General features: G+C 42.9%; 23 protein-coding genes and 6 tRNA genes. 3 read left to right on the top strand and 26 right to left on the bottom strand.

Translation table 11 applies throughout. The features are described 5' to 3' along the window. Positions 1–42: 42 nt before the first annotated feature. Positions 43–1,122: an alanine racemase gene (gene alr, locus PMAL9190_RS16195; protein ID WP_087846071.1), complete on the bottom strand. Its 1,080-nt coding sequence runs from the start codon at positions 1,120–1,122 to the stop codon at positions 43–45. Positions 1,123–1,148: 26 nt separating this feature from the next. Beyond that, the gene (locus PMAL9190_RS16190; protein WP_036788807.1) at positions 1,149–2,546 is read right to left on the bottom strand and encodes a replicative DNA helicase; all 1,398 of its coding nucleotides are present in this window, start codon (positions 2,544–2,546) and stop codon (positions 1,149–1,151) included. Between the two features lie 230 nt (positions 2,547–2,776). On the opposite strand from PMAL9190_RS16190, the gene PMAL9190_RS16185 reads away from it, so the two are divergent. Further along, complete coding sequence (locus PMAL9190_RS16185) at positions 2,777–3,535, top strand: DUF481 domain-containing protein (RefSeq protein ID WP_087846070.1); 759 nt, start codon at positions 2,777–2,779, stop codon at positions 3,533–3,535. Between the two features lie 75 nt (positions 3,536–3,610). Here the strand turns inward: PMAL9190_RS16185 and rplI are convergent, their stop codons facing one another. The 7 genes from rplI to nsrR all read right to left on the bottom strand — a co-directional run bounded on the left by rplI (position 3,611) and on the right by nsrR (position 9,233). Continuing rightward, the gene (gene rplI / locus PMAL9190_RS16180; protein WP_087846069.1) at positions 3,611–4,063 is read right to left on the bottom strand and encodes a 50S ribosomal protein L9; all 453 of its coding nucleotides are present in this window, start codon (positions 4,061–4,063) and stop codon (positions 3,611–3,613) included. Between the two features lie 38 nt (positions 4,064–4,101). After that, on the bottom strand, positions 4,102–4,329 hold the full coding sequence (gene rpsR / locus PMAL9190_RS16175) for a 30S ribosomal protein S18 (RefSeq protein WP_005421136.1): 228 nt from the start codon (positions 4,327–4,329) through the stop codon (positions 4,102–4,104). A gap of 15 nt (positions 4,330–4,344) precedes the next feature. Next, the gene (gene priB / locus PMAL9190_RS16170) at positions 4,345–4,647 is read right to left on the bottom strand and encodes a primosomal replication protein N (protein ID WP_060998697.1); all 303 of its coding nucleotides are present in this window, start codon (positions 4,645–4,647) and stop codon (positions 4,345–4,347) included. A 9-nt stretch (positions 4,648–4,656) separates the two neighbouring features. Then, a complete protein-coding gene (gene rpsF / locus PMAL9190_RS16165) occupies positions 4,657–5,043 on the bottom strand; it encodes a 30S ribosomal protein S6 (RefSeq protein ID WP_036788814.1) in 387 nt (128 codons plus the stop codon). Between the two features lie 309 nt (positions 5,044–5,352). Further along, positions 5,353–6,087 (bottom strand): 23S rRNA (guanosine(2251)-2'-O)-methyltransferase RlmB, encoded by a 735-nt coding sequence (rlmB, locus tag PMAL9190_RS16160; RefSeq protein WP_087846068.1) that lies wholly within the window; start codon positions 6,085–6,087, stop codon positions 5,353–5,355. A gap of 3 nt (positions 6,088–6,090) precedes the next feature. Continuing rightward, a complete protein-coding gene (gene rnr, locus PMAL9190_RS16155) occupies positions 6,091–8,664 on the bottom strand; it encodes a ribonuclease R (protein ID WP_087846067.1) in 2,574 nt (857 codons plus the stop codon). Positions 8,665–8,798: 134 nt separating this feature from the next. Then, positions 8,799–9,233, bottom strand: coding sequence for a nitric oxide-sensing transcriptional repressor NsrR (nsrR, locus tag PMAL9190_RS16150; RefSeq protein ID WP_036788819.1), 435 nt, complete (start codon positions 9,231–9,233; stop codon positions 8,799–8,801). 104 nt (positions 9,234–9,337) lie between these two features. Here nsrR and hmpA point away from each other — a divergent pair, with 104 nt between their 5' ends. Next, positions 9,338–10,540: an NO-inducible flavohemoprotein gene (gene hmpA / locus PMAL9190_RS16145; RefSeq protein ID WP_087846066.1), complete on the top strand. Its 1,203-nt coding sequence runs from the start codon at positions 9,338–9,340 to the stop codon at positions 10,538–10,540. Positions 10,541–10,637: 97 nt separating this feature from the next. Here hmpA and motX read toward each other — a convergent pair whose 3' ends face one another. From motX to tsaE, 11 genes are all read right to left on the bottom strand, one after another. Further along, positions 10,638–11,261 (bottom strand): flagellar protein MotX, encoded by a 624-nt coding sequence (gene motX / locus PMAL9190_RS16140; protein ID WP_087846065.1) that lies wholly within the window; start codon positions 11,259–11,261, stop codon positions 10,638–10,640. A 140-nt stretch (positions 11,262–11,401) separates the two neighbouring features. Next, positions 11,402–12,718: an adenylosuccinate synthase gene (locus PMAL9190_RS16135; protein WP_087846064.1), complete on the bottom strand. Its 1,317-nt coding sequence runs from the start codon at positions 12,716–12,718 to the stop codon at positions 11,402–11,404. A gap of 121 nt (positions 12,719–12,839) precedes the next feature. Then, entirely contained in the window at positions 12,840–13,034 is a 195-nt protein-coding gene (locus tag PMAL9190_RS16130) for a DUF2065 domain-containing protein (RefSeq protein ID WP_087846063.1), read from the bottom strand. Between the two features lie 75 nt (positions 13,035–13,109). Then, positions 13,110–14,108, bottom strand: coding sequence for a protease modulator HflC (gene hflC / locus PMAL9190_RS16125; RefSeq protein WP_087846062.1), 999 nt, complete (start codon positions 14,106–14,108; stop codon positions 13,110–13,112). A 2-nt stretch (positions 14,109–14,110) separates the two neighbouring features. After that, the gene (gene hflK / locus PMAL9190_RS16120) at positions 14,111–15,274 is read right to left on the bottom strand and encodes an FtsH protease activity modulator HflK (protein ID WP_087846061.1); all 1,164 of its coding nucleotides are present in this window, start codon (positions 15,272–15,274) and stop codon (positions 14,111–14,113) included. A gap of 53 nt (positions 15,275–15,327) precedes the next feature. Further along, the gene (gene hflX, locus PMAL9190_RS16115; protein WP_087846060.1) at positions 15,328–16,617 is read right to left on the bottom strand and encodes a ribosome rescue GTPase HflX; all 1,290 of its coding nucleotides are present in this window, start codon (positions 16,615–16,617) and stop codon (positions 15,328–15,330) included. A gap of 28 nt (positions 16,618–16,645) precedes the next feature. After that, complete coding sequence (gene hfq, locus PMAL9190_RS16110) at positions 16,646–16,912, bottom strand: RNA chaperone Hfq (protein WP_060998687.1); 267 nt, start codon at positions 16,910–16,912, stop codon at positions 16,646–16,648. A gap of 87 nt (positions 16,913–16,999) precedes the next feature. Continuing rightward, on the bottom strand, positions 17,000–17,935 hold the full coding sequence (gene miaA / locus PMAL9190_RS16105) for a tRNA (adenosine(37)-N6)-dimethylallyltransferase MiaA (protein WP_087846094.1): 936 nt from the start codon (positions 17,933–17,935) through the stop codon (positions 17,000–17,002). A gap of 21 nt (positions 17,936–17,956) precedes the next feature. Next, positions 17,957–20,092 carry a DNA mismatch repair endonuclease MutL gene (gene mutL, locus PMAL9190_RS16100; RefSeq protein ID WP_087846059.1) on the bottom strand — a complete coding sequence of 712 codons (2,136 nt, stop codon included), beginning with the start codon at positions 20,090–20,092 and terminating at the stop codon, positions 17,957–17,959. Between the two features lie 2 nt (positions 20,093–20,094). Beyond that, positions 20,095–21,822: a LysM peptidoglycan-binding domain-containing protein gene (locus tag PMAL9190_RS16095; protein ID WP_087846058.1), complete on the bottom strand. Its 1,728-nt coding sequence runs from the start codon at positions 21,820–21,822 to the stop codon at positions 20,095–20,097. Positions 21,823–21,827: 5 nt separating this feature from the next. After that, positions 21,828–22,292, bottom strand: coding sequence for a tRNA (adenosine(37)-N6)-threonylcarbamoyltransferase complex ATPase subunit type 1 TsaE (gene tsaE / locus PMAL9190_RS16090; protein ID WP_060998684.1), 465 nt, complete (start codon positions 22,290–22,292; stop codon positions 21,828–21,830). Between the two features lie 366 nt (positions 22,293–22,658). Between tsaE and queG the strand changes: the two genes are divergently transcribed. Continuing rightward, on the top strand, positions 22,659–23,792 hold the full coding sequence (gene queG, locus PMAL9190_RS16085) for a tRNA epoxyqueuosine(34) reductase QueG (RefSeq protein ID WP_087846057.1): 1,134 nt from the start codon (positions 22,659–22,661) through the stop codon (positions 23,790–23,792). A gap of 719 nt (positions 23,793–24,511) precedes the next feature. Here the strand turns inward: queG and PMAL9190_RS16080 are convergent. From PMAL9190_RS16080 to PMAL9190_RS16055, 6 genes are all read right to left on the bottom strand, one after another. After that, positions 24,512–24,602: transfer RNA gene (locus PMAL9190_RS16080), tRNA-Gly, on the bottom strand. Positions 24,603–24,625: 23 nt separating this feature from the next. After that, positions 24,626–24,702 (bottom strand) — tRNA-Met (locus PMAL9190_RS16075). Between the two features lie 72 nt (positions 24,703–24,774). Further along, positions 24,775–24,850, bottom strand: a tRNA-Gly gene (locus PMAL9190_RS16070). Positions 24,851–24,873: 23 nt separating this feature from the next. After that, positions 24,874–24,950: transfer RNA gene (locus PMAL9190_RS16065), tRNA-Met, on the bottom strand. Between the two features lie 72 nt (positions 24,951–25,022). Further along, positions 25,023–25,098: transfer RNA gene (locus PMAL9190_RS16060), tRNA-Gly, on the bottom strand. 23 nt (positions 25,099–25,121) lie between these two features. Further along, positions 25,122–25,198: transfer RNA gene (locus PMAL9190_RS16055), tRNA-Met, on the bottom strand. Positions 25,199–25,247: the final 49 nt, after the last annotated feature.

Raw genomic sequence — 25,247 nt, 5'->3', positions numbered from 1 at the left:
TAAAAGCCGCGGACAATGCCGCGGCTACTACTATCACGTTGATTATGAATAAGTCATCGCGACTCTAGGTGTTAACTTAGTCATTAACTCATACGCGATCACACCAGTGTATTGGGCCACCACTTCCGCGGGTAAACCTTTACCCCATAATGTAGCTTCATCACCAACTTTATCTGTTGCATCAGGCCCCAGATCAACCGTTAGCATATCCATCGAAACACGACCAGCGGTTGGAACAATACGGCCATTAACCATCACCGGTGTACCATTTGGCGCACAACGTGGATAGCCATCACCATAGCCAATTGCAATCACACCGACTTTAGTATCTCTCTCACTGGTCCATATACCACCATAGCCAACTTGCTCACCTTTTTTGACTTCGCGCACCGCAATTAAACTTGAGGTTAACGTCATCACTGGTTGTAAGTTGTAGCTCGATGCCATGCGGTCCAATTGATCAAATGGCGATACACCATACATAATAATACCAGGTCGAATCCACTCAAAATGACTATCAGGCCATGCTAAAACACCAGCAGATGCTGCTAGTGAACGCTCACCTTCATAAGGCTTAGTTAACGTTGAGAAACACTCAATTTGGTTAACAGTGATATCGCTACTTAAATCATCAGCGTTACCAAAATGGCTAATAAAGCGTAATGGCTTAGCAACATTGTTGCAGTCATTTAAACGTTGCATAAATTGAGGTACTTGCTCTGGACGTAACCCTAAGCGATGCATACCAGTATCAATTTTCACCCATACTCGTACTGGAGCGTCTAAGTCAGCTTGCTCAAGTGCTTCTAGTTGTTCAATCGAATGCACCACGGTATGGATATTATTAGTGACTAATACCGGTAAATCGGTTGGCGCGTAAAAACCTTCTAATAATAAAATGGGTTTTACTACTCCGCCCGCACGCAGCGTTAATGCTTCTTCTATTCGTGCAACACCATAGGCATCAACATCGGTAAGGCTTTTCGCCACATCTAACAACCCATGCCCATATGCGTTGGCTTTAACAACCGCCAGAATTTTACTGTTTGGGGCCTGTAGGCGGATTTGACTCAGGTTATGTGCCAAAGCTTGGGTATCAATATGTGCAGTTGCAGCTTTCATCCAATATCCTAAATAAATTTTAAGGCTTACTCTTCATCAAAGGCTGGGCCAGCATAGTTATCAAAGCGTGAAAACTGGCCTTGGAAGGTTAAACGTACAGTACCAATCGGACCATTACGTTGCTTACCTAAGATAATTTCAGCAATCCCCTTAAGGGCACTATCTTCGTGATAAACCTCATCACGGTATATAAACATGATTAAGTCAGCATCCTGCTCAATGGCGCCAGATTCACGCAAATCAGAGTTAACAGGACGTTTATCTGCACGTTGCTCCAATGAACGGTTAAGCTGAGACAGAGCAACAACGGGCACATTCAATTCTTTTGCTAATGCTTTTAGCGAGCGTGAGATTTCAGCGATCTCAAGCGTACGGTTTTCTTGTAAGCCAGGGACACGCATTAACTGAAGGTAGTCAATCATGATCATGCTCAAACCGCCATTATCACGCGCAATACGGCGTGCACGTGAACGTACTTCGGTCGGTGTTAGACCTGAACTATCATCAATGAACATATTCTTTTTTTGCATCAGAATACCCATTGTTGATGATATTCGAGCCCAATCTTCATCATCTAATTGCCCGGTACGGATCTTGGTTTGATCGACACGCGATAATGATGCCAACATACGCATCATGATTTGTTCTGCGGGCATTTCTAGCGAGAAAATTAAAACCGGCTTTTCTTGATCCATGGCGGCGTTTTCACACAAGTTCATCGCAAAGGTGGTTTTACCCATCGATGGACGTGCCGCAACAATAATTAAATCAGAGCCCTGTAAGCCCGCCGTTTTTTTATTGAGATCAGTAAAGCCTGTTGATACTCCCGTTACACCATCTTGCGGCGATTGATACAACAACTCAATTCGCTCAAGTGTCCGTTCTAAAATAGTATCAACGTTTTGCGGGCCTTCTTTATCGTTAGTGCGTTGCTCGGCGATGGCAAAAACTTTACTTTCAGCCATATCCAGTAAGTCTTCACTGGTGCGCCCTTGTGGATCATAACCAGCATCGGCAATTTCATTGGCGACGCCTATCATGTCACGGATCAGCGCGCGTTCTCTTACAATATCAGCATACGCTAAAATATTGGCTGCCGATGGCGTATTTTTAGCTAACTCGGCAAGGTAAGCAAACCCACCGACATCATCTAGCTTATCAGAGCGCTCAAGATGTTCAGACAGCGTGATCAAATCAAGTGGCTGTCCACCTTCTAATAAGGCTGCGGTTGCCTCAAAAATAATCCGATGAGGACGGCTGTAAAAGTCTTTTGCAACGACTTTCTCAGCAACAGTATCCCAACGCTCATTATCCAACATTAAACCGCCAAGCACTGATTGCTCAGCCTCAAGCGAATGCGGTGGCATCTTAATGGCGTCCATTTGATTATCTTTTAATTGTTTCGATTTACGATTATCTGTCATAGCAATTGTGCATTTACCAAAACCAAGAACGGAGCTCGATAGTATAACCTATCCCCTGCTCCAGCGTAGCTATAAACCATGACGATTGCGCACTTGTAACGGTAACAATTATCCTCCTTTTTAATTTAACCAAAAGTATGACCCGCATTCCTAACCAAAAGCTGACAAATTTACGGTAGAATGCTGCGCTTAATATTTTTATTGTTACACCAGCTGCCAGCGGAGGTCTTTTGGCAAGATATATACTCACATTGCTATTGCTTGCCACTACCGCAGCCAATGCTAGTGAAACACCAACAACTGATGTCTCAGACGAACCCTCACCACTGACCAGTAGTATCGGCTTAGGTTATCAATCGCTATCGGGTAATTCTAATTCTCAGACCATGAATGGTAATATTGCGCTCACCTATACCAAAGGTCGTTATCAAACTACTGCCGATGCCAAATATATTATGGCAAAGAAAAATGGCGAAGAAGATAAGCGCAAATTATCAACCAGCTTAAAAGCAAAGCGTATGATCCGTGATGGGTATTACTGGTATGGCAATGGCAGTTATATTGATGACCGCTATGGGCCCTATTATGCAGATTCACTGATTTCAACAGGTATCGGTTATCGTCTTTTTAGTTATGAGACGTTTCAAACCTTAGTCGATATAGGTCCTGGCTTTCGCCATCAAGACCCCAATCTTGATGAGATCAAGAGTGACAGTATTGTTAAACAAGAGGTCGTCAATGAGGCGGTACTGCAAAGTACGGTTGATATGCAATGGAAGCCACTTAAAACGCTCACATTAAGTGCCAAAGTAAATATGGTATCAGGTAAAAGTAACACGACTATTGAAAGCTCATTAAATGCGACTAATGCCATTACCGATAATATCGCTTTAAATATTGGTTATACCCAGACCTATTATTCTTGGGTGCCAGAAACCATGAAAAACTCTGATTCAACCACTACGATATCGATCATTTATACGCTTTAATTAGCAACATTCCAAATAACAGATATAAAAAAACCAGCCCGAAGGCTGGTTTTTTACTATTAAAGCTAAAAGCGATTACTCTGCAGCAACAACGTTTAGTTTAACAGTTGCGAATACGTCTGAGCTTAGCTGAACGCTAACTTCAAATTCGCCAGTCGTACGTAGTGCACCTTCAGGTAGACGTACTTCACTCTTAACTAGTGCAACGCCTGCAGCAGAAACTGCTTCAGCGATGTCACGAGTACCGATTGAGCCGAATAGTTTACCTTCGTCACCAGCTTTAGATGCAATAACAACACCTTCAAGCGCGTTTAGTGCTTCAGCACGTGCTACAGCAGCAGCATGTTGCTCAGCAACTTTAGCTTCTAGCTCTGCACGACGTGCGTCGAACATTTCAACGTTCGCTTTAGTCGCCATAACTGCCTTAGCTTGTGGGATAAGGAAGTTACGAGCGTAGCCCGCTTTAACGTTAACCTGGTCGCCAAGGCCACCTAGGTTAGCGATTTTATCAAGTAGAATAACTTGCATTATCTTGTCCTCTATTAAGTTCTAAAAACGACTGCCGCTTACAGATGCTTATCTGTGTACGGTAGAAGTGCTAGGTAACGAGAACGCTTGATAGCGCGAGCTAGCTGACGCTGGTATTTAGCGCGAGTACCAGTGATACGGCTAGGTACAATCTTACCAGCTTCAGTGATGTAGTTTTTTAGAGTTGCTACGTCTTTGTAGTCAATCTCTTGTACGCCTTCTGCAGTAAAACGGCAGAACTTACGACGACGGAAGAAACGAGCCATGGGCTATCTCCTGATCTAAATTAAGTCAATATGATCGGCATGCAAAACTAATTTCCCGATACCGTTACGGCCGGTTTGGTAAGAGATAAATCCCTCCACCTTAATATTGCTTCCGACAACTAAATCTTGAGTGAGTATTTGTTGACCTTTACCACTGATTACCACGTTAATATAACAATATATTTGGCGTGGTAAGTCAGCTTCCCGCTGCACAGAACGATGCTCAAGCACAAAGTGACAATGAGGAATGCCTGCCGGAGATTGGCTTCGCTTGGGATGCTTGGCAATAGTACCAGTCAACACCAGACGATTAGTCATTTAAACAAATTACTCAGCAGCTGCTTCGCCTTCAGATTGTGCTTCAGCACGATCTTCACGCTTAGTGAAACGCTCTTCTTTAGCCTTCATCATTGGAGATGGCTCAGTAACAGCGTTTTTAGTACGCATGATCATGTTACGGATCACTGCGTCGTTGAAGCGGAAGTTTGACTCAAGCTCGTCAACAACAGCCTGCTCAGCTTCTACGTTCATAAGAACGTAATGTGCTTTGTGCAGTTTGTTAATTGGGTAAGCCATTTGACGGCGGCCCCAATCTTCTAGACGGTGAATTTGACCACCAGAATCTTTGATAGCAGCAGTGTAACGCTCGATCATGCCAGCAACTTGCTCGCTTTGATCAGGGTGCACCATGAATACGATTTCGTAATGACGCATAGGTTGCTCCTTACGGATTATTCAGCTTCCCTTGTCGGCTCGGTTATCCTGGGGAAGCAAGGAACTAAAAAAAAGAACCGAGAATTTGGATGACGGATAGTACAGAGAATGATCAATCTAGGCAAGCTTATTTTATCATCACTGGCCTCATTTCAATCAAATGCGCCCTCGTCTCAGTCAATCTTGTCTCTGGAGTGATAACCGCCTTTCTCTGTGATGTTTTTTTATACGGCTTAATAATAAAAAACCCGTTCAGTATTAACTAAACGGGTTTAAATAATTATGCAGTTATTTACGCTTAATCACGCATTACCCGCGTTGACGTACTGCTTCAAACAAACAAATGCCAGTCGCAACAGATACGTTCAAACTTGATACTGAACCCGCCATTGGGATCTTAATCAAATCATCACAGGTTTCACGGGTTAAACGACGCATGCCTTCACCTTCAGCCCCCATCACAATCGCCAATGGTCCAGTTAGTTTGCTGTGGTAAATATCATGGGTTGCTTCGCCAGCAGTACCGACAATCCATATGCCTTTATCTTGTAGCGCACGCATGGTACGAGCAAGGTTAGTTACGCGCACCAACGGCATAATTTCAGCCGCGCCACAGGCGACTTTACTTGCGGTCGCATTCAGTTGTGCTGAGCGATCTTTAGGGACAATCACAGCCACAGCACCAGCAGCATCTGCGTTACGTAGACATGCACCTAGATTATGAGGATCTGTCACACCATCTAAAATCAGTAATAACGGATTTTCTTTGGTTGCTAATAGGTCATCAAGGTTGTTTTCGTTATATTGCTTACCTGGACGTACACGCGCAATAATACCTTGATGAGAAGCACCATCAACTTTGTCATCTAATGCTTTACGGCCCGCTTCTTGAATCGTGATGCCTAAGTCTTGCAACTCAGTAATTAGCGGTAGTAAACGCTCATCTTCACGTCCTTTAAGTACAAACACTTCAATAAAACGCACAGGATCAGATGCAAGCACGGCTTTAACGGCATGGATGCCAAAAATCATATCATTACTCATCAATTAACTCTTCTTTGCTGCACGTTCAGATTTACCCGCACGTTGCTTTTTCTTCTTGCGAACTTTGGGTTTCTTTTTAGGATCAGTCAGCGGCTTTTCATCCGATAACTTGCGTGGTTTTTTCTTTCTTGGCTTTTTCTTTTTAGCATCTTTAGCATCAGCAGCAGGAAATGCGCCTTCTTTTAGCTTTTTACGCACTGAAGAACGCTCACGTTTATTTTTAGAACGTGATTCATCAACTACTGCTTCACCATTTTCAACTTTAAACGCAGCCATTCCCTGACGTTTAAGGCCTTCAGCTTTGCGCATGCGTTGCTTTTTCTCACGCCCTTTGGCTGTTTTACCCGCCCCACGCTGCTTACGCTCGGCACCAACAATATCAAAATCTAATTGGCGATCATTAAGGTTAATCGCCGCCACTTTGACATGCACGGTATCGCCTAAACGATAAATTACACCAGAGCTCTCACCCACCAAGCGTTGACCCACAGGATCAAATTGGTAGTAATCGTTCGCAAGGTTTGAAATATGCACTAAGCCATCAATGTTTAATTCATTAAGGCGAACAAAGAAACCAAAACCGGTAACATTAGCAATCACACCTTCAAACTCATCGCCAAGGTGATCCTGCATGTACTCACACTTAAGCCAATCAGACACATCACGAGTCGCATCATCAGCGCGACGTTCAGTGGTGGAACATTGCTCGCCAATAGCATCAATTTCATCAAATGAATAATGATGACCACCAGTAGGCGTATCGTTCTTAGTATTGCCTGCTTGCTTAGCAATTAAGAATTTAATCGCACGGTGCAAGGTTAAGTCTGGGTAACGACGAATTGGCGACGTAAAGTGCGCATATTGGCTAAGGGCTAAACCAAAGTGGCCGATATTATCTGCTTGATAGATCGCTTGTTTCATCGAGCGCAGCAGCATGGTTTGAATTAATTCACGATCATTACGCTCTTGAATTAAATTCGCCAATGCAGCGTAATCTTTCGGGCTTGGCTCTAAACCACCACCAAGTTCTAAACTTAGCTCGCCTAAGAAATCACGGAAACCTTGAAGACGCTCTTCACCCGGCGTGTCGTGAACACGGTATAACGCTGGCTCTTTCGCACTTTCAACAAATTGTGCTGAAGCGATATTGGCTAAAATCATACATTCTTCGATGATTTTATGGGCTTCATTACGCACTAGCGGTACGATGTTCTCGATCTTACGATCAGCATTGAAGACAAACTTAGTTTCAACCGTTTCAAACTCAATCGCGCCACGTGCTTCACGTGCTACTTTTAGTGCTTTAAACATGCTGTAAAGCTCTTCAAGATGCGGTACTAAAGGTGCATAACGTTGACGCAACTCTTCATCACCTTCAAGCATGTCACTTACTTTAGTGTAAGTTAAACGCGCATGTGAATTCATCACCGCTTCGTAATGCTTGTAGCCGGTCAACTTACCGTCTTCAGAAACTGTCATCTCACACACCATACACAAGCGATCGACTTGTGGATTAAGTGAACAGAGACCATTTGACAGTACTTCTGGCAGCATAGGGATCACTTGAGCAGGGAAGTAAACTGAGTTACCTCGCTTTAGCGCTTCATTATCTAATGCTGATTTGGGACGTACATAGTAACTAACATCAGCAATCGCGACCCATAAACGCCAGCCACCATCAGGGTTACGCTGACAATGCACCGCATCATCAAAGTCACGTGCATCTTCACCATCGATAGTCACCAATGGTAATTGACGTAAATCAACTCGGTCCAGCTTAGCTTCTTCTGGCACTTCTTCGGTCAGATGCTTAACTTGATTATCGACTTCGGATGGCCACACATGGGGAATATCATGGGTGCGTAATGCGATTTCAATTTCCATACCCGGTGCCATATTCTCACCCAGTACTTCAACAATACGACCGACGGCATTATGTTGGCGAGTGGCACGCTGATTGATCTCAACCACCACCACATTACCCATACGGGCTCCCTGACGCACGTCTTGTGGAATAATGATATCTTGCGCAATGCGAGAATCATCCGGTACCACATAGCCCATGCCATCTTCAAGGAAGAAACGCCCCACAATCTGGGTGGCTGATTCCGCTAAAACGCGCACCACACGGCCTTCACGGCGGCCACGTTTATCTTCGCCATCTGCTTGCGCTAAAATGTAATCACCATGGATCACACTCCGCATTTGATGGGCAGGTAACAATAAATCAGTGTCTTTACTGAATGTACCTTCAGGACGTAAAAAGCCAAAACCATCACGGTGGCCAATAACGTAACCTTTAATAAGATCTAATCGCTCAGGCAATGCATAGCACTGACGACGAGTGAAAATTAATTGACCATCACGCTCCATCGCACGTAGGCGACGACGCAAGCCTTCATATTGATCATCACCTTCAAGTTTTAACGCAGTAAATAACTGGTCGCGACTAACGGGTGCGCTAAAACCACGGATCACTTCTAACAGTAATTCACGGCTTGGAATGGGATTTTCGTAATTAGAAGCTTCGCGTTCGCGAAAAGGATCAACCGGTAAATCGGTAGTACCTTTAGACATAAACAGTTCCTGTTGGCCAGCCATACCTTTAGTATACCCAGCTCTTAGGTGAACAGATGGGAACTGGCAATAAAAACCAATTCCACTAAATAATAGGGAGTAGTGTGATGCTAGACTATTATCATCAAATAGTCCTAGTGTTCTGCAGGCAATCCCAATAAGACACGTAACGGTGGATTATTATCTACCAAAGTCAGTAATGTGTACTTATCTAGCTCATTTAAAAAAGCATTACGCGCATCAGCAAGGATCCCCTTTAACTGACAAGCAGGAGTAATATTACAAAAATCAGGCGCACAATTGACGATTTGTAACGGTTCAATCGCCCTTACCACATGCCCCAATACAATATTACCCGCAGGCATTCCTAAGCGAATACCACCATTTTTCCCTCGTACAGTTTCTACATAACCTAATTGGCCTAATTTATTAATAATTTTGACCATATGGTTACGCGACACAGCATAGGTATCGGTTACTTTTGTGATACTTGTTAACTCCCCCTCAGGCAAGCTTGCAAGATATATCAAGGCACGTAGGCCATAATCGGTAAAACTGGTTAACTGCACATTCACTCCTCCTGTTGCTATTTTAATCTTGTTCTTGACTAAAAGATACAGATCAGATACAACTTATAACATATATTATAAATACAACTTATAAAGAGAAAGTAATGCTCACTCAAAAAACCATTGATATCGTAAAATCGACCGCTCCTGTCATTGCCGCAGCAGGCCCTGCAGTAACCCAGCACTTTTATCAGCGTATGTTTCACCACAACCCTGAGTTAAAAGATATTTTTAACATGAGCAACCAAAAAAACAGAGACAATGACGCCCCTTCTAGTCAACAACAAGCGTTGTTTAATGCTGTTTGTGCTTATGCTAATAATATTGATAATTTAGCGGCATTATTGCCAGCGGTAGAAAAAATAGCCCAAAAACATACCAGTTTTTTAATTTCAGCAGATCAATATCAGATCGTGGGTAGCCATCTATTAGCCACTATTGATGAGTTATTATCTCCTGGACAAGCAGTATTAGACGCTTGGGCAGAAGCTTACGGCGTACTAGCAACTATTTTTATTAACCGTGAACAAGAAATCTACCAAGAGAACGATAATAAAGTGGGTGGCTGGCGTGGAATGCGAGAGTTTGTGGTAACAGAGAAACAACAAAATAGTGATGCCATCACCAGCTTTACATTTACCCCCGCAGATGGAGGCCAAGTCGCTGACTATAAACCCGGCCAATATTTAGGTATTTATATTACTGCCGATGAATTAGAGCACCAAGAGATCCGCCAATACAGCTTATCTGCAGCCCCTAATAATACCAATTACCGTATCTCCGTTAAGCGTGAGTCTCAAGGTCTGGTCTCAAACTATTTGCACGATAAAATCAATATTGGCGATAAAGTCAAACTGGTTGCTCCCGCTGGGGACTTTTTCTTGAATATTGAGCCACAAATACCAGTAACACTTATTTCAGCAGGTGTTGGCTTAACCCCACTGCTGGCAATGCTTGAAACCCTCACTCAACATCAAGCAGCAGTAAACTGGTTACATGCTGCAGAAAATGGCCACCAACACGCTTATAAAGATCATGTTAACACCCTTGCTAACCACCACCAGCATATTACGGCATTAACATGGTATAACGCCCCTACTGCCACCGATCGTCCGGCAGAAGATTATGACTATCAAGGTTTAATTGAACTCAATAACATCGCCACTCAGATTTCTGATCCAACCATGCATTTTTATTGCTGCGGTCCGGTTGGCTTTATGCAATTTATCGCCAAGCAGTTAATTGAACTCGGTGTAGCTAGCGATCGCATCCATTATGAGTGTTTTGGGCCACATAAAGTGCTGTAATATTTTTCATTTACTGGCCACACAATGCTATCGTTTCAATCAAAAACAGCACCTTACTAAAGTGCTGTTTTTTTTTAATTTTAATCACTCGTGCCTATTACCAAAATGATGAACGGCGTTTAGCCCGTGCGATAATATTAGCTGGCATCTTTTGCTCTAACTGCTGCCGCAAGCGCCGAATTTGCCGATGATAGTTTTTATTGGTGGTGACGGTTTGATACAACCATCGATAGGCATCTTCATAATCTAATGGGCTGCCATTATCAGCAATTAATAATTGTGCTAATTGAATTCGTGCTCGAATATTACCAAGGGCAGCAGCTTCGCGTAGATACGGAATTGCACGCTCTTTATCCTGTTGCAAAATCACACCTTGAGCGTAATAGCGCCCCAGTTGCTCTAATGCAACTGGCACCCCCTGCTGAGCAGCAGCACGCATATAATACACACCTTGTTCAACATCTTTTGGTACACACACTCCCCACGCCAACATGTCACCGTAAAGAAATTGATAGGTCGGTGATTCTATTTGTTCTGCTCGCGCTTGAATATCTTGCACTAACTGACAATCATCAGCTTTGACTTGGCGTAAATGGTGATTGGTTGCAAACCAGGCACTCAACTGATCTTCGGTATAAACCGGTACAGCCTCTCCAATAATGGCAATCGCATGAACAGGTGTTGCCAACCAAGCAGCAAACATTATCAACCAGGGTTTCATTGGCATTCCTCAAACGTCGAATAATTAGCTATCGGCAATTTGAGAGTAAACTTTAACTCAATACAAAGCAGCATAGCGCTAATGTTGAGTTATAAAAAAACCAGCTCGAAAGCTGGTTTTTTTCAAATTCGCATCAGCGATTATTCACCGTATGGGTGAACTTTGATGATTGTCTCGTTACGGTCAGGACCTGTAGAGATAATATCAATTGGCACACCAGTTAACTCTTCGATACGTGCGATGTAATCAAGAGCAGCTTGTGGTAGCGCATCCAGTGTCTTAGCACCAAATGTTGTTTCACTCCAACCTGGCATTGTTTCGTAGATTAGCTCTAGATCTTCGTACGCATCAGCAGCCATAGGAGAAACGTTTAGGATCTCACCCGACTTAGTTTTGTAACCAGTACAGATTTTTAGCTCTTCTAGACCATCTAATACATCTAGTTTAGTTAGACAGAAACCAGAGATAGAGTTGATTTGTACTGCACGACGCATAGCAACCGCATCGAACCAACCTGTACGGCGTAGACGACCCGTTGTTGCACCAAACTCGTTACCAACAGTACCTAGGTGCTTACCAATTGGATCTTGCTTATCTAGACCATCGTATAGCTCAGTTGGGAAAGGACCTGCGCCAACACGAGTACAGTATGCTTTTGCAATACCTAGGATGTAACCTAAGTGACGAGGACCAAAACCAGAACCTGCAGCAACGCCACCAGCAGTCGTGTTAGAAGACGTTACATATGGATAAGTACCGTGATCGATATCAAGCAGCGTACCTTGTGCACCTTCAAACATGATCTTATCGCCACGTAAACGCGCATCATCAAGTTCAGTCGTTACGTCGATTACCATTGAGGTAAGTAGATCAGCTTGTGAAAGTACTTTTGCTAATACTTCTTCATAGCTTACTGGCTCAGCATTGTAATAATGCTCAAGTTGGAAGTTGTGGAAAGCCATAACTTCTTTAAGCTTTGCTGCAAATGCTTCTTTATCAAATAAATCGCCAACACGAAGACCGCGACGAGCAACTTTATCTTCGTAAGCAGGACCGATACCACGACCAGTTGTACCAATTGCTTTTTTACCACGAGCCGCTTCGCGAGCTTGGTCAAGAGCAATATGGTAAGGAAGAATTAGTGGACAAGCTTCTGACAGGAACAAACGCTCACGAACAGGAATACCACGTGCTTCTAGTGGACCCATCTCGTTCATTAGTGCATCAGGAGAAAGTACAACACCGTTACCGATGATGCATTTAACATTGTCACGTAGGATACCTGATGGGATCAGGTGAAGAACTGTTTTCTCACCATCAATAACTAGGGTGTGACCGGCGTTGTGTCCACCTTGGTAGCGAACCACATACTTTGCATCTTCGGTCAGGAGGTCAACGATCTTACCTTTACCTTCGTCACCCCATTGGGTGCCAAGAACGACTACATTATTTGCCATCTTTCTTCATCTATCAGTAGTTAAAAAAGGATTCTAGCACCTTAGCCGCCAGCTTGCAGTCATTTTTGGCTCAGAGCGCTTCTTATACACTTACTTTTGACGATTATTTATGGCTGTTTATCTACATTCTCATGTACATCATATACGCAATAACACTACCAGCAACCACCAGACAGCCTCCAACACGACGCAGTACGTTATCGTTTTGCTGGCTTAATTGGCTAACCATATTACGCCAGCCTTGAGGGGCTAATAATGGTCCTAAGCCTTCAACAACTAACACTAAACCAATAGCTAACAAAACTGTATTCATCATAAATTTCATCCAAAAAAAAAGACAAGGCGAAGGCCTTGTCTTTATTATAACGATTACGCTGTTATTAAAGCGAGCTTACTTTGCTGATAGCTCTGAATGGTTCATATATTTAAAGAACTCGTTATTCGGATCAACAACAAGAATGTCATTTTTCGAATTAAAGCTACTTTCATATGCCTTCAAAGAACGCCAAAAGCTGTAAAACTCAGGGTCTTGATTATATGCTTTCGCATAAATCTCAGCTGCTTTCGCATCTGCGTCACCGCGAACAACTTGTGCTTTACGCTTTGCGTCAGCTAAAACTGTTGCCACTTCAAGTTCTGAACGAGCACGAAGCTCTTCAGCACGTTGACGGCCTTGAGAACGGTAGCTACGCGCCACTGACTCACGCTCTGCACGCATACGACGATAGATAGACTCACTGATTTCATCTGGTAAGTTGATTTTCTTAATACGGAAATCAACCACTTCAATACCTAAGTCTTTCGCACTTTCGCGCGTTTCTTCAAGTACATCAGCCATGATTTGATCACGTTGGCCTTCAACTTTCTTCACCGGTACGACACCTTCAATTACAGCTTGAGCAGCTTTTGCCGCTTTAGTTTGTGCAATATCAGCTGTTGCTGGTGTTGAAATGCTGTCTTCTCCAGATACGATCTGCTTGATTTCTTTGGCACCGATTTCAGCACGTAAGCTATCAACGACTTTACGCTTTAACAATGATTCTGCTGTCGATGTATTACCACCACCTGTTGCTAAGTAATATTTGCCGAAATCTTTGATACGCCACTTAACGTAAGTATCAATAATAACGTCTTTTTTCTCAGCAGTTAGGAAACGGTCAGCTTGGTCGTCCATGGTTTGAATTCGTGCATCAAGATCATGTACACGGTCAAACACTGGTACTTTAAAGTGTAAACCTGGCTCATAAATACGAGCAACTTCGGTATTGTTATCTTTTAAAATACGCCCGAAACGCACCACGATACCACGCTCACCTTCTTTAACGACAAACATAGACATCAATAATAGTGCAATAAAAATTACCACTACTGGGATGATTAACTTACGCATAATTAATATCTCCCTTGACGGCCAGTATCAGCGCGTGGTGTTGGAGCGACTGGTGTCGGTGTTTCCACTTTTTCCAATTCAATACTACTTAAGCGGCTCGAATCTGCCGGCTTTTTCGCTTGGTTATTTGATTGATTCATTAATTTTTCTAGTGGTAAATACATCACGTTATTACCGCCAGATTTAGTATCAACTAACACCTTGCTAGTATTGCTGTAAACACGTTCCATAGTATCAAGGTACATACGCTCACGAGTAACTTTCTTAGCAGCTTCATATTGTGGCAGCAGCTTATCAAACTGTGCAACATCACCTAAAGCACCATTAATTACACGCTCAGAATAACCTTCTGCTTCATTCTTCAGACGCTCAGCACGACCCGTCGCTTTTGGCAAAATGTCATTACTATAAGCTTCTGCTTCACGTACATAACGCTCTTCATCTTCTCGTGCTGCAATAGCATCATCAAAGGCATCTTTAACCGCTTCAGGCGGACGTGCACTTTGGAAGTTAACGTCCACAACACGGATACCCATGTCGTATTTTGAGATAATTTTATCAATAGCAGCTTGAGTGTTCGCACGAATAGTCTGACGGCCTGTCGTTAACGCTTGATCCATGGTTGAATCACCGATAACCGCACGCAGTGCAGAATCTGTTGCTTGACGCAAACTGTCATCAGCGTTGGTAACACTAAATAGATATTTTTCAGCATTATCAACACGATATTGAACATCCATCTCAACTTTCAGCACGTTTTCGTCTTTGGTTAGCATTAAGCCAGAAGCTCGTAGCGAACGAATTGCTTGTACGTTAACAGGGATGACTTCATCAATAAAAGTCGGCTTCCAGTTCAAGCCTGGCTTGACGATTTGCTCAAACTTACCAAAGCGCAGCACAACACCTTGTTCTGCTTCACTTATAGTGTAAAAGCCTGAGAATCCCCATACAGCCACAGCTAAAACTGCAACAGCACCCAAACCTACAGCACTACCGCTGCCTGTTGGTCCTTTTTTATTACCAAACACACCACCAACCTTACGACTTAGTTTTGAGAAAACCTCATCCAGATCAGGTGGTCCTTGTTCACGTCCACCATGATTTTTATTACCCCAAGGGTCTTTATCATCACGGCCGCCGTTGTTTCCAGGCTCATTCCACGCCATTATAGAACTCCATCAATGTGATATGACGACAGTTTTTATTACTCAGCAATCCATTAAGCAACGATGTAGTCATCTAACGAAGTACTTTCTCTTTTTTGTAACCGCGACCACTCTGCCATCGGTAAGCGAATATCAATCATTAAACAGCCATCTGATTCATATTCTTCTTGCACAATGCAGCCCATCTGATAAAACTTACTACGTAACCGTCCAATCATCTCAGGCGGCAGACGCAAACTGTGTTTTATCATTGTTCCTGCAAGGCGTTCTGTTAAGGCTTGGAATAACAAGTCAATGCCTTGCCCTTCCATGGCTGATACCCAAACTCGTTGAGGTAAACCCTCTTCGTCACGCTCAATTCGTGGCTGTGCATTATCCAAGTTATCAATTTTATTCATAACCAGTAAAACAGGGACATCGCCAGCATCGATTTCATCAAGTACAGTTTCTACTGCCTCGATGTTCTCGCGAAAACGATCATCACTTGCATCAACCACATGAAGCAATAAATCTGCTTCTTGCGTTTCTTTTAATGTTGCTTTAAATGCAGCCACTAAATCGTGGGGTAAATGTCGAATAAAACCAACAGTATCTGCAAGTATCGCTGCACCGACATCTGCAACTTCAATCTTACGCAATGTTGGATCTAAGGTAGCAAACAGCTGATCAGCTGCATATACCCCAGCATCGGTAATACGATTGAATAATGTTGATTTACCCGCATTGGTATACCCAACTAATGACACTGTTGGGATTTCTGCTCGATTACGCGCTCGACGTCCTTGATCACGCTGTTTAGCAACTTTATCTAAACGGCGTAAAATTGTTTTAATACGTTCTCGTAATAAACGGCGATCGGTTTCTAGCTGAGTTTCACCTGGCCCGCGAAGGCCAATACCACCTTTTTGTCGCTCAAGGTGAGTCCAACCACGAATTAATCGGGTTGAAATATGCCGTAATTGTGCTAATTCAACTTGCAACTTACCTTCATGGGTACGTGCACGTTGAGCAAATATATCGAGAATTAACCCGGTACGATCAATCACTCGACATTGACAAAGCTGCTCTAAGTTTCGTTCTTGTGCAGGTGACAATGCGTGATTAAAAATAATTATATCTGCATCAACAGTTCTTACAGCGTCGGCTATTTCTTGTGCTTTACCTTCACCCACATAATATTTAGGTTGTGGTGTTTTACGGCTTCCCGTAACAACATGCAGAGCATTAACTCCTGCAGAAGACACTAGCATTTCAAATTCGCTAAGATCTTCCCACTCCTCATCTTGAGTGAAATTAATATGAACAAGAATAGCCTGCTCACCAGCTTCATAACGGTCAAACAAGTAATCAACTCCTTATTTGAAAATAATATTACTCTTCTGTTTTCTCTGGACGGTCTGTTCCTGCTGGACGGTCGCTCGCATGGTGATGATTCACCGGACGAGCAGGTACAACAGTAGAAATAGCATGTTTATAAACCATCTGATTTACGGTGTTTTTAAGTAAAATAACAAATTGATCAAACGATTCAATTTGTCCTTGTAGTTTGATACCGTTTACCAGATAAATAGAGACCGGGATTCTTTCACGACGCAGCGCATTCAAAAACGGGTCTTGCAGAGATTGCCCCTTAGCCATTATTTCTTTTCCTTATTTGTTTGTAGTTGTATTTAGCAACGAACAAAAACTAAAAATACGCAAAGCAGTTCAGAGTATACACGTTAATTAAACATCACATCTAACTGAGTTTGTGACGGTTTGTAACGCGCTATCAACATCACTACTATCCAACCAAGTCAAATCATTCCAGCCACGAAGCCAGGTAATTTGACGCTTTGCCAATTGACGAGTAGCACAGATACCACGGAAAACCGCTTCATCTATGTCATATTTCCCGTCCAAATATTCCCACATCTGTCGATAACCGACACAGCGAATAGAAGGAAGCTCAAGGTGAAGATCACCTCGGTCATATAATGCTCTTACTTCCTGCTCAAACCCTGCTTCAATCATTTTTTTGAACCTAAGTTCAATGCGATGATGTAGTACAGCCCTATCCGTGGGCGTAATTGCAAATTGATGAACCTTATAAGGTAACGATTCACCTTGAGTTTTCGTTAACTCAGTTAATGTTTTACCTGAGATACGAAAAACTTCTAATGCACGAGATAATCGCTGTGGATCATTAGGATGGATCCTTGCGCCTGCAACAGGATCAATGGCTACCAATTCATCATGCAGTGCTTGCCAGCCTCGTGCTGCAGCATCAGCTTCGATTCCAGCACGAACAGCATTATCTGCCGCAGGTAATGGTGATAAGCCTTCCAATAATGCCTTGTAGTACAACATAGTACCACCTACCAACAAAGGAATCCGCCCTGCAGCCACTATATCAGCCATTTCTTTTAGTGCATCCGAACGAAAGTCTGCAGCAGAATAACTTTGCGCTGGATCACGAATATCAATTAAACGGTGCGGTGCTAGTGCCAATTCATGCGCATCTGGTTTCGCAGTACCGATATCCATTCCCTTATAAATAAGGGCAGAGTCGACACTTATCAACTCAACCGGTAGCTGTTCACGTAAACGAATCGCTAAATCAGTTTTACCTGATGCTGTCGGACCCATTAAAAAAATAGCTTGTGGTTGTGGCTTCGTCATAGCTTGTGGCTTAGTCATAAATTACTTAAATGCTTCTATCGCTGCTTGCATATCTACCGGACGAACAAGTTGGCCTTTAAACGTCATCAACTGTTCTCCCCATAGTTGCTCTAATTCGGTAATTAACTGAATCGCTTGTGCCAAAGTGTAACTTGTTACTGGAGTATGGCATTGTTTAGCGAGCCAGAATAAAAGGTTATCCCATCCTTGAGCATCAGGATCATCACTCACAGAATGAAGATAGGTTAACAAATTTGGGATTAACTGTTGTAAGTTTTGCTGCCTTAATGGCATACAAACTGACAGAATGATAATGCTATTACGTCCTTTTGATTTTAGCTGTATCCCTAACTGCTTTAATAATTGCCCATGTTGCTCAGCGCATTGAATCAGTTCAGCCTCAACAGGCACTGATAATGGAATCAATAATGGCTGCGGCTTTAATCCAACTGTTTGAGCCTGCTGCAATTGGCCAACATAACGTAAATGTTCTGCAATCGCTAAATGTAATAACATCATTTCAGATTGCTGACTTAACAATAAAAACTGTTCGTCAACAACAGCTAATGGTTTCCCTAACCCAATGTCTTTACTACTTATACGCTTCATCGGCGGTGCAGAAGCTTCGCTTGACCACTCGCGTCGAGGCTCTGCTATCTGAGTGGTATTAACATCTAATGGTGCTGTAACTGGTGTCGCTTGTGCTGATCCCAAATGATTAGTTGAAATAAGTTGTTGATAGGCCTTTAGCTCCGCCGCTGTTGGGCCTGGTTCACCATAATGACGAGGAGCACTATTAGCAGGAGCTACTGATGCTGAACCTTGCTGACGCTCTCTCGTGGTTGATTGCGATGATAATTTTTGGCTACTCTTTTGACTATAGCCCTGTTGAGCATCTTTACTAACTGAATTTGCTAATAAAGTTTTGTTATTACTCATGTCAGAGTGAGAGTCTATATCGACAGCGGGCATAGATCTCGATGCAACAATGGCTGAATCGGAAGCGGTTAACCAACTTTCAGGCTGAGCTTTATTCGGATAATCAGGCATCGCAGCAATAGTATGAGAAGCACGATCAATCGCTGCGGTGGTGACTTCAGTATGCGCGTGCGCACTGGATCTGATAGGTGCTTGATATTGATGATCATCATCGCTACTCGCCCCTTGCTGAAGTGCGCTTTGTAATGCTTGATAAATAAAATCATGCACTAATCGCGCTTGATGGAAACGGACTTCATGCTTAGCTGGATGGACATTAACATCGACTTGATGCGGATCGACCTCAATATACAACACATAAGCAGCATATTGTTCCGATCGTAAGCTTGATTCATAAGCCTGACGAATTGCATGATTGATTAATTTATCTTTCATCATGCGGCCATTAACATAGCAATATTGAATATCATTTTGACTACGAGCCCCTTGCGGGCTACAGATCCAGCCAGATAATTTCAAATCACCATGAGCTAATTCGACCACTAATGCGTGCTGTAAAAAACCAGGCCCACAGGCAGCAGCTAAACGTCGCTCCTGTTGCAGTGGATTATCAGCAATACGGTATTGACGCACTAACTTACCGTTATGGCGCAGGGTAATAGCGACATCAAATCGACTCAGTGCAATGCGCTTAATCAACTCATCAATATGGGTGAATTCTGTTTTTTCAGTACGCAAAAACTTACGTCGTGCAGGGGTGTTAAAAAATAAATCTAATACTTCTAAGGTGGTACCGATAGGGTGTGCAGCAGGTTTTAACTGCACATCCATGTCACGACCTTCCGCATACGCAGACCATGCTTCCGTTTGACCTTCAGTACAAGAGGTTAGGGTTAACCGCGATACAGAACTAATACTGGCAAGTGCTTCACCACGAAATCCTAAGCTCACTATGGCTTCAAGATCATCTAATGAGGCGATTTTGGAGGTTGCATGACGGCTCAGGGCTAAGCCAAGTTCATCTTTAGCTATCCCTTTACCATTATCACGAATACGAATCAGCCGACTGCCACCTTTTTCGATATCAATATCAATTCGAGTGGCGCCGGCATCTATACTATTTTCAACAAGCTCTTTGACTACCGATGCTGGGCGTTCAACAACTTCACCCGCTGCAATCTGGTTAGCCAGCCGAGCGGGTAAAATCTGAATCGGCATAATTAACTTCTTGGAATGATTAGCGTCTGTCCTACTGCTAGTTTATCAGAACGTAGCTTATTCGCATCACGAATAGTTGCTACTGATACCCCATATTTTGCCGCAATTTTACTTAAAAACTCACCACGGCGAACTTTATGGCGCACCGTTTTCACGGCAGAAACCGCAATTTTTAATTTCTGACCAACCATGACATTATCAGACTTTAGGTGACTAGTTCGACGAATGCTGCTCATGGTTACTCCATAATTAGCCGCAATTTTGCCAAGATACTCACCGCGAGTCACGGTATGCCACACAATACGGGTTGCAGGCGTTGCTTTAGACGTTACCTTTACTGACGTGGCTTTAGCTGGCGCCGTCGTCACCGCAGTACCAGGGATCACCAACACTTGACCAATATTGACTGAATTTGATTTCAAGTTATTGGCCGCTTTAATGGCCGCCATCGAAGAACCATATTTAGCAGCAATACCGCTTAATGTTTGTCCTGATGTCACCTTATGTTTAATACCGCCGGCTTTCAAACGCGAGGCAAAGAGTGTGCCTTCTGGCGGATGTGCTGTGAAGTATTGCAAAATACCTTTATAAACCGCATTCGCAAGTTGATTTTGATGAGCATTAGAGGTTAATTGACGCTCTTCAATCGGGTTAGTAATAAAGCCCGTTTCAACTAATAATGATGGAATATCAGGTGATTTTAATACTGCTAAACTTGCATATTGCGGTACTGTTTTGTGTAAACGCGCAATATGACGTAGGTTCGCTAATACTCGCTTGGCTACATCGTAACCTTCCTTCTGCGAATAGCTAAATTGCAGATCAAGTACTGCACGACCTAAATATTTATCTTTCGGATTACTAGAAAGTACATCACCACCACCTAGTAATTCTGATTGTTTCTCACTTTGCTCTAACCAACGACCAATCTCAGTATTAGCACGACGAGTATTTAATACCCATACAGATGCACCGCGAGGTTTTGGTGAACTAAAACCATCAGCATGAATGGAAACTAACAGTAATGCTTTATTTTTACGCGCAATCTCTGAACGTTTACTTAATCCTACATAATAGTCGCCACGGCGAGTCATTACAGCACGCATACCGGTTGTCGCATTGATCTTAGCTGCTAATTTACGTGCAACCGCCAAAGTGACATTTTTTTCGTATTTATGAGTAGGACCAATAGAGCCAGGATCATCACCACCATGCCCAGCATCAACAGCAACCACAATATCAGCAGTACCTGATGGTAACTTGGCTAAGTTATTTTCAGTGGCTTTTTCTTCTGCTTGTTCTTCTTTATCAACAGCACCGGCACCAGAACCATTAGGTAAATCCATCACTAATCGATAGCCATAACTGCCATCAGGCGTCGGTGATAATGAGAAAATTTGAGGAGTTGTGGCACGCTTAAGTTCAAACACTAATCGAGTCGTGCCTTTTTCGGGTGCATTACTGCTGCGAACTTTAGTTAAAATCTCACTCTTAGCAACAGTGATTGGCAATTTGGTTTTGAGTGAGGTTTTATTTAAGTCGACCACTAACCGTGATGGGTTTGATAGCATAAACTGCGAATAGTCCGCTTTGCTTTGCATATCTAGCACAACACGTGTTTCGTCAGGAGCCGGCCACACACGGACTCCTTTAAGTTCATTTGCAAAAGCAGCAGAACTCACTAATCCCACTCCCAAAATTAAAAGATTTGCATACGTCCGTAACGCCATTCTAATTAACCTAACTGTAAGTGGTTGATCAACGCTGAACCATAGTCCGTATTCGACGTCACTAATACCATTCTTTGCTCACCGTGATAACGCAGCTCGAGCTCAAGATCAGGCTCTGGTAGCATGCCTATACCTTTTTCAGGCCATTCAACTAAACAAATAGCATCATTGGTAAAATAATCTCGAATCCCCATAAATTCTAATTCTTCAGGATCGGCAAGACGATATAAATCAAAATGATAAACTTGCCAAGGCGCAAGATCATAGGGTTCAACCAATGTATAAGTTGGGCTTTTTACATTTCCTTGATGACCAAGTGCACGAATAAAGCCACGGCTGAATGTGGTTTTACCTGCGCCTAAATCACCATGGAGATATATTGTTGTTTGTTGCGTGCAGGCTTTAGCCAATTTAAGGCCAAAATCTACCGTTGCCTGCTCATCAGCAAGAGAAGTTTCAAATGTTTGCATTATATTTTTATCTTGGATTGACTAATTGACGAATAAACGGAAAAAGATCTGCCGCAAGCATACCACGCTCGCCGCGCTGCGCACATAAATCTGCTACTTTACGATAAATCAAAACCAAGCGATATACGGCGTGAAATAACGATCTCAGTCTACGATGACCGTCGCAATTTTACCGCAATAAAGCAATGCCATTCAATTTATGTCATGCATATATTCAGCACAGGTGCAGCTTTACACATTCGCATGATTATCTCAGCAATTATTACGGCCATTGACAATGGGGTGTCAGCTTATGACTACTCTAAAATAAGAATGTGCTAGAATCCGTTCCCTTATTTTTATTGGCTAGAAGATAAAGCAGACACTATGACGATCGATTATCAACAACTCGCACTTCAAATTAAAACTTGGGGACAAGAACTCGGCTTTCAAGCTGTAGGGATCAGTGATATCGATTTGTCGCAGCATGAAACGCAATTACAGCGGTGGTTGGATGCGGATTATCACGGTGATATGGATTGGATGGCACGTCACGGTATGATGCGTGCACGACCACAAGAATTACTACCAGGAACAGTACGTGTAATTAGTGTCAGAATGAACTATTTACCGCCACGAGCAGGTTTTGCTCAAACGCTTAAGCAACCAACAAAAGCCTATATTAGTCGCTACTCTCTTGGCCGAGATTACCATAAATTAATCCGTAACCGACTTAAGCAATTGGGGCAACGTATAGAAACGGTTGTCGGTCAATTTGGCTGTCGCCCATTTGTCGATTCAGCGCCAGTACTAGAACGCCCATTAGCTGAAAAAGCTGGCTTAGGCTGGACAGGAAAACACTCGCTAATTCTTAACGACCAATCAGGCTCATGGTTCTTTTTAGGTGAACTGTTAATTGATCTTCCCTTGCCTGTTGACGCACCAGTAACTAACCAATGTGGTAAGTGTGTCGCTTGCATGACTAGTTGCCCAACCGGAGCAATTATTGAATCTGGAGTGGTTGACGCGCGACGCTGTATCTCTTATCTAACCATTGAGTTTGACGGTATCATTCCAGAACAATATCGGGCGGCAATCGGTAATAGAATTTATGGCTGTGATGATTGCCAATTAGTATGTCCATTTAATCGTCATGGAGAGATCACCGCAGAAACAGACTACCATTGTCGAGAAACGCTATTCCAGCAAGATCTGGTGACGCTTTATGCTTGGAATGAAGCCACATTCTTACGTAATACCGAAGGTTCAGCTATTCGTCGTATCGGCCATACCCAATGGTTACGTAATATCACGATTGCATTAGGTAATGCGCCTTATCAAACTGACATCATCGAGGCATTGAACGCTCGTCAGGGTGAGCACCCACTTGTCGATGTTCATATTGAATGGGCTTTAGAGCAGCAACATCAAAAACGCCAACAAATGGTTATTGATGTTTTACCTAATGCCACTAAACGTTTAGTACGAATTATAGAAAAAGGTTTACCTCGAGACGCATAACACGCTGGGTATATGTGGAAAACTTTTTTAATGGCATCAAAAATCGTAGTAGAAAGAAAGATTAAACACAGGGAGTGGATAACATAATCAAGACTGTTATCCCAAAAAAGGAAGGACTAAATGAACTGTGTACAAATTGTAGATAAAACAAAATTAACCAATAAAAAACATACAGTTATCCTGTTAGTTTTTTACAATTAATAAGGCGAATAGTTTTAAGTTATGCTCTTCTACTAAAGTTATTCACACCTAGCTATCACATCTAATCAACCAACTTACCCACAGAATATCTAATGTGGATAACTCTGTGAATTTAACTGTGATCTAACGGTGTAATAAATTAAAAACGCTTACTAAAATAACAACTTATCATGTGTTTTCTATCTTTTATAAACAAATAAAAATCAACCACAATGTTGCTATAAAGTAGTAAGAACCAACGTATCAATGCTAGGAAAAGAGCGTTTGCCTTATGTGGCAATATTGATATTACAACCATCTTTGCAAATAGCTAAGATGAAAAAAACAACCGTTAGGTTGCATAATCAATAGCAGATGATGTAATCGAAGCTGATTGCTTCTAAGTGGGCTTCGTAGTCAAACTAGAAACACTTGAAGCAGTACACTGATGATATCGGTAATCGAATACCTCAGGAATACCACATTAAGACTAATACTTCACAGTAGTAGTTCACCGATAAGTTCGATGATAACTTAATTGGAGCGACACACGAGGTTCCCGATCTTCAAGGAACTAGGCGTGACCTCAACCTTGGCAAGGTTGCGCTCTACCAGCTGAGCTAGTGTCGCATCACATCTCTTAAAAAGAGATTTGGTTGCGGGGGCCGGATTTGAACCAACGACCTTCGGGTTATGAGCCCGACGAGCTACCAAGCTGCTCCACCCCGCGTCCGATTTTTCCACCTAGTTTAAGTTGGGTGACAACTATTTTTATTCACAGCCGTAGCCATGAATATCAATTTGGAGCGACACACGAGGTTCGAACTCGTGACCTCAACCTTGGCAAGGTTGCGCTCTACCAGCTGAGCTAGTGTCGCATCACATCTCTTAAAAAGAGATTTGGTTGCGGGGGCCGGATTTGAACCAACGACCTTCGGGTTATGAGCCCGACGAGCTACCAAGCTGCTCCACCCCGCGTCCGATTTTTCCACCTAGTTTAAGTTGGGTGACAACTATTTTTATTCACAGCCGTAGCCATGAATATCAATTTGGAGCGACACACGAGGTTCGAACTCGTGACCTCAACCTTGGCAAGGTTGCGCTCTACCAGCTGAGCTAGTGTCGCATCACATCTCTTAAAAAGAGATTTGGTTGCGGGGGCCGGATTTGAACCAACGACCTTCGGGTTATGAGCCCGACGAGCTACCAAGCTGCTCCACCCCGCGTCCGATTTTTCCACCTAGTTTAAGTTGGGTGACAACTATTTTTATTCAC

It is taken from the genome of Photobacterium malacitanum (assembly GCF_900185615.1).
In the GTDB taxonomy this organism is placed as follows: Bacteria; Pseudomonadota; Gammaproteobacteria; order Enterobacterales; family Vibrionaceae; genus Photobacterium; species Photobacterium malacitanum.
This window is presented reverse-complemented; position numbering and strand designations above follow the sequence as displayed.

Excerpts from the sequence above, each read along its gene's own strand:
- PMAL9190_RS16135 (WP_087846064.1), bottom strand. The coding sequence starts at position 12,718 with ATGGCAAATAATGTAGTCGTTCTTGGCACCCAATGGGGTGACGAAGGT.
- rlmB (WP_087846068.1), bottom strand. The coding sequence starts at position 6,087 with ATGAGTAATGATATGATTTTTGGCATCCATGCCGTTAAAGCCGTGCTT.
- PMAL9190_RS16190 (WP_036788807.1), bottom strand. The coding sequence starts at position 2,546 with ATGACAGATAATCGTAAATCGAAACAATTAAAAGATAATCAAATGGAC.
- alr (WP_087846071.1), bottom strand. The coding sequence starts at position 1,122 with ATGAAAGCTGCAACTGCACATATTGATACCCAAGCTTTGGCACATAAC.
- mutL (WP_087846059.1), bottom strand. The coding sequence starts at position 20,092 with ATGCCGATTCAGATTTTACCCGCTCGGCTGGCTAACCAGATTGCAGCG.
- PMAL9190_RS16095 (WP_087846058.1), bottom strand. The coding sequence starts at position 21,822 with ATGGCGTTACGGACGTATGCAAATCTTTTAATTTTGGGAGTGGGATTA.
- rpsR (WP_005421136.1), bottom strand. The coding sequence starts at position 4,329 with ATGGCTCGTTTCTTCCGTCGTCGTAAGTTCTGCCGTTTTACTGCAGAA.
- motX (WP_087846065.1), bottom strand. The coding sequence starts at position 11,261 with ATGAAACCCTGGTTGATAATGTTTGCTGCTTGGTTGGCAACACCTGTT.
- rnr (WP_087846067.1), bottom strand. The coding sequence starts at position 8,664 with ATGTCTAAAGGTACTACCGATTTACCGGTTGATCCTTTTCGCGAACGC.
- tsaE (WP_060998684.1), bottom strand. The coding sequence starts at position 22,292 with ATGCAAACATTTGAAACTTCTCTTGCTGATGAGCAGGCAACGGTAGAT.
- hflK (WP_087846061.1), bottom strand. The coding sequence starts at position 15,274 with ATGGCGTGGAATGAGCCTGGAAACAACGGCGGCCGTGATGATAAAGAC.
- rpsF (WP_036788814.1), bottom strand. The coding sequence starts at position 5,043 with ATGCGTCATTACGAAATCGTATTCATGGTGCACCCTGATCAAAGCGAG.
- PMAL9190_RS16130 (WP_087846063.1), bottom strand. The coding sequence starts at position 13,034 with ATGATGAATACAGTTTTGTTAGCTATTGGTTTAGTGTTAGTTGTTGAA.
- queG (WP_087846057.1), top strand. The coding sequence starts at position 22,659 with ATGACGATCGATTATCAACAACTCGCACTTCAAATTAAAACTTGGGGA.
- priB (WP_060998697.1), bottom strand. The coding sequence starts at position 4,647 with ATGACTAATCGTCTGGTGTTGACTGGTACTATTGCCAAGCATCCCAAG.
- hfq (WP_060998687.1), bottom strand. The coding sequence starts at position 16,912 with ATGGCTAAGGGGCAATCTCTGCAAGACCCGTTTTTGAATGCGCTGCGT.
- hflC (WP_087846062.1), bottom strand. The coding sequence starts at position 14,108 with ATGCGTAAGTTAATCATCCCAGTAGTGGTAATTTTTATTGCACTATTA.
- rplI (WP_087846069.1), bottom strand. The coding sequence starts at position 4,063 with ATGCAAGTTATTCTACTTGATAAAATCGCTAACCTAGGTGGCCTTGGC.
- hmpA (WP_087846066.1), top strand. The coding sequence starts at position 9,338 with ATGCTCACTCAAAAAACCATTGATATCGTAAAATCGACCGCTCCTGTC.
- miaA (WP_087846094.1), bottom strand. The coding sequence starts at position 17,935 with ATGACGAAGCCACAACCACAAGCTATTTTTTTAATGGGTCCGACAGCA.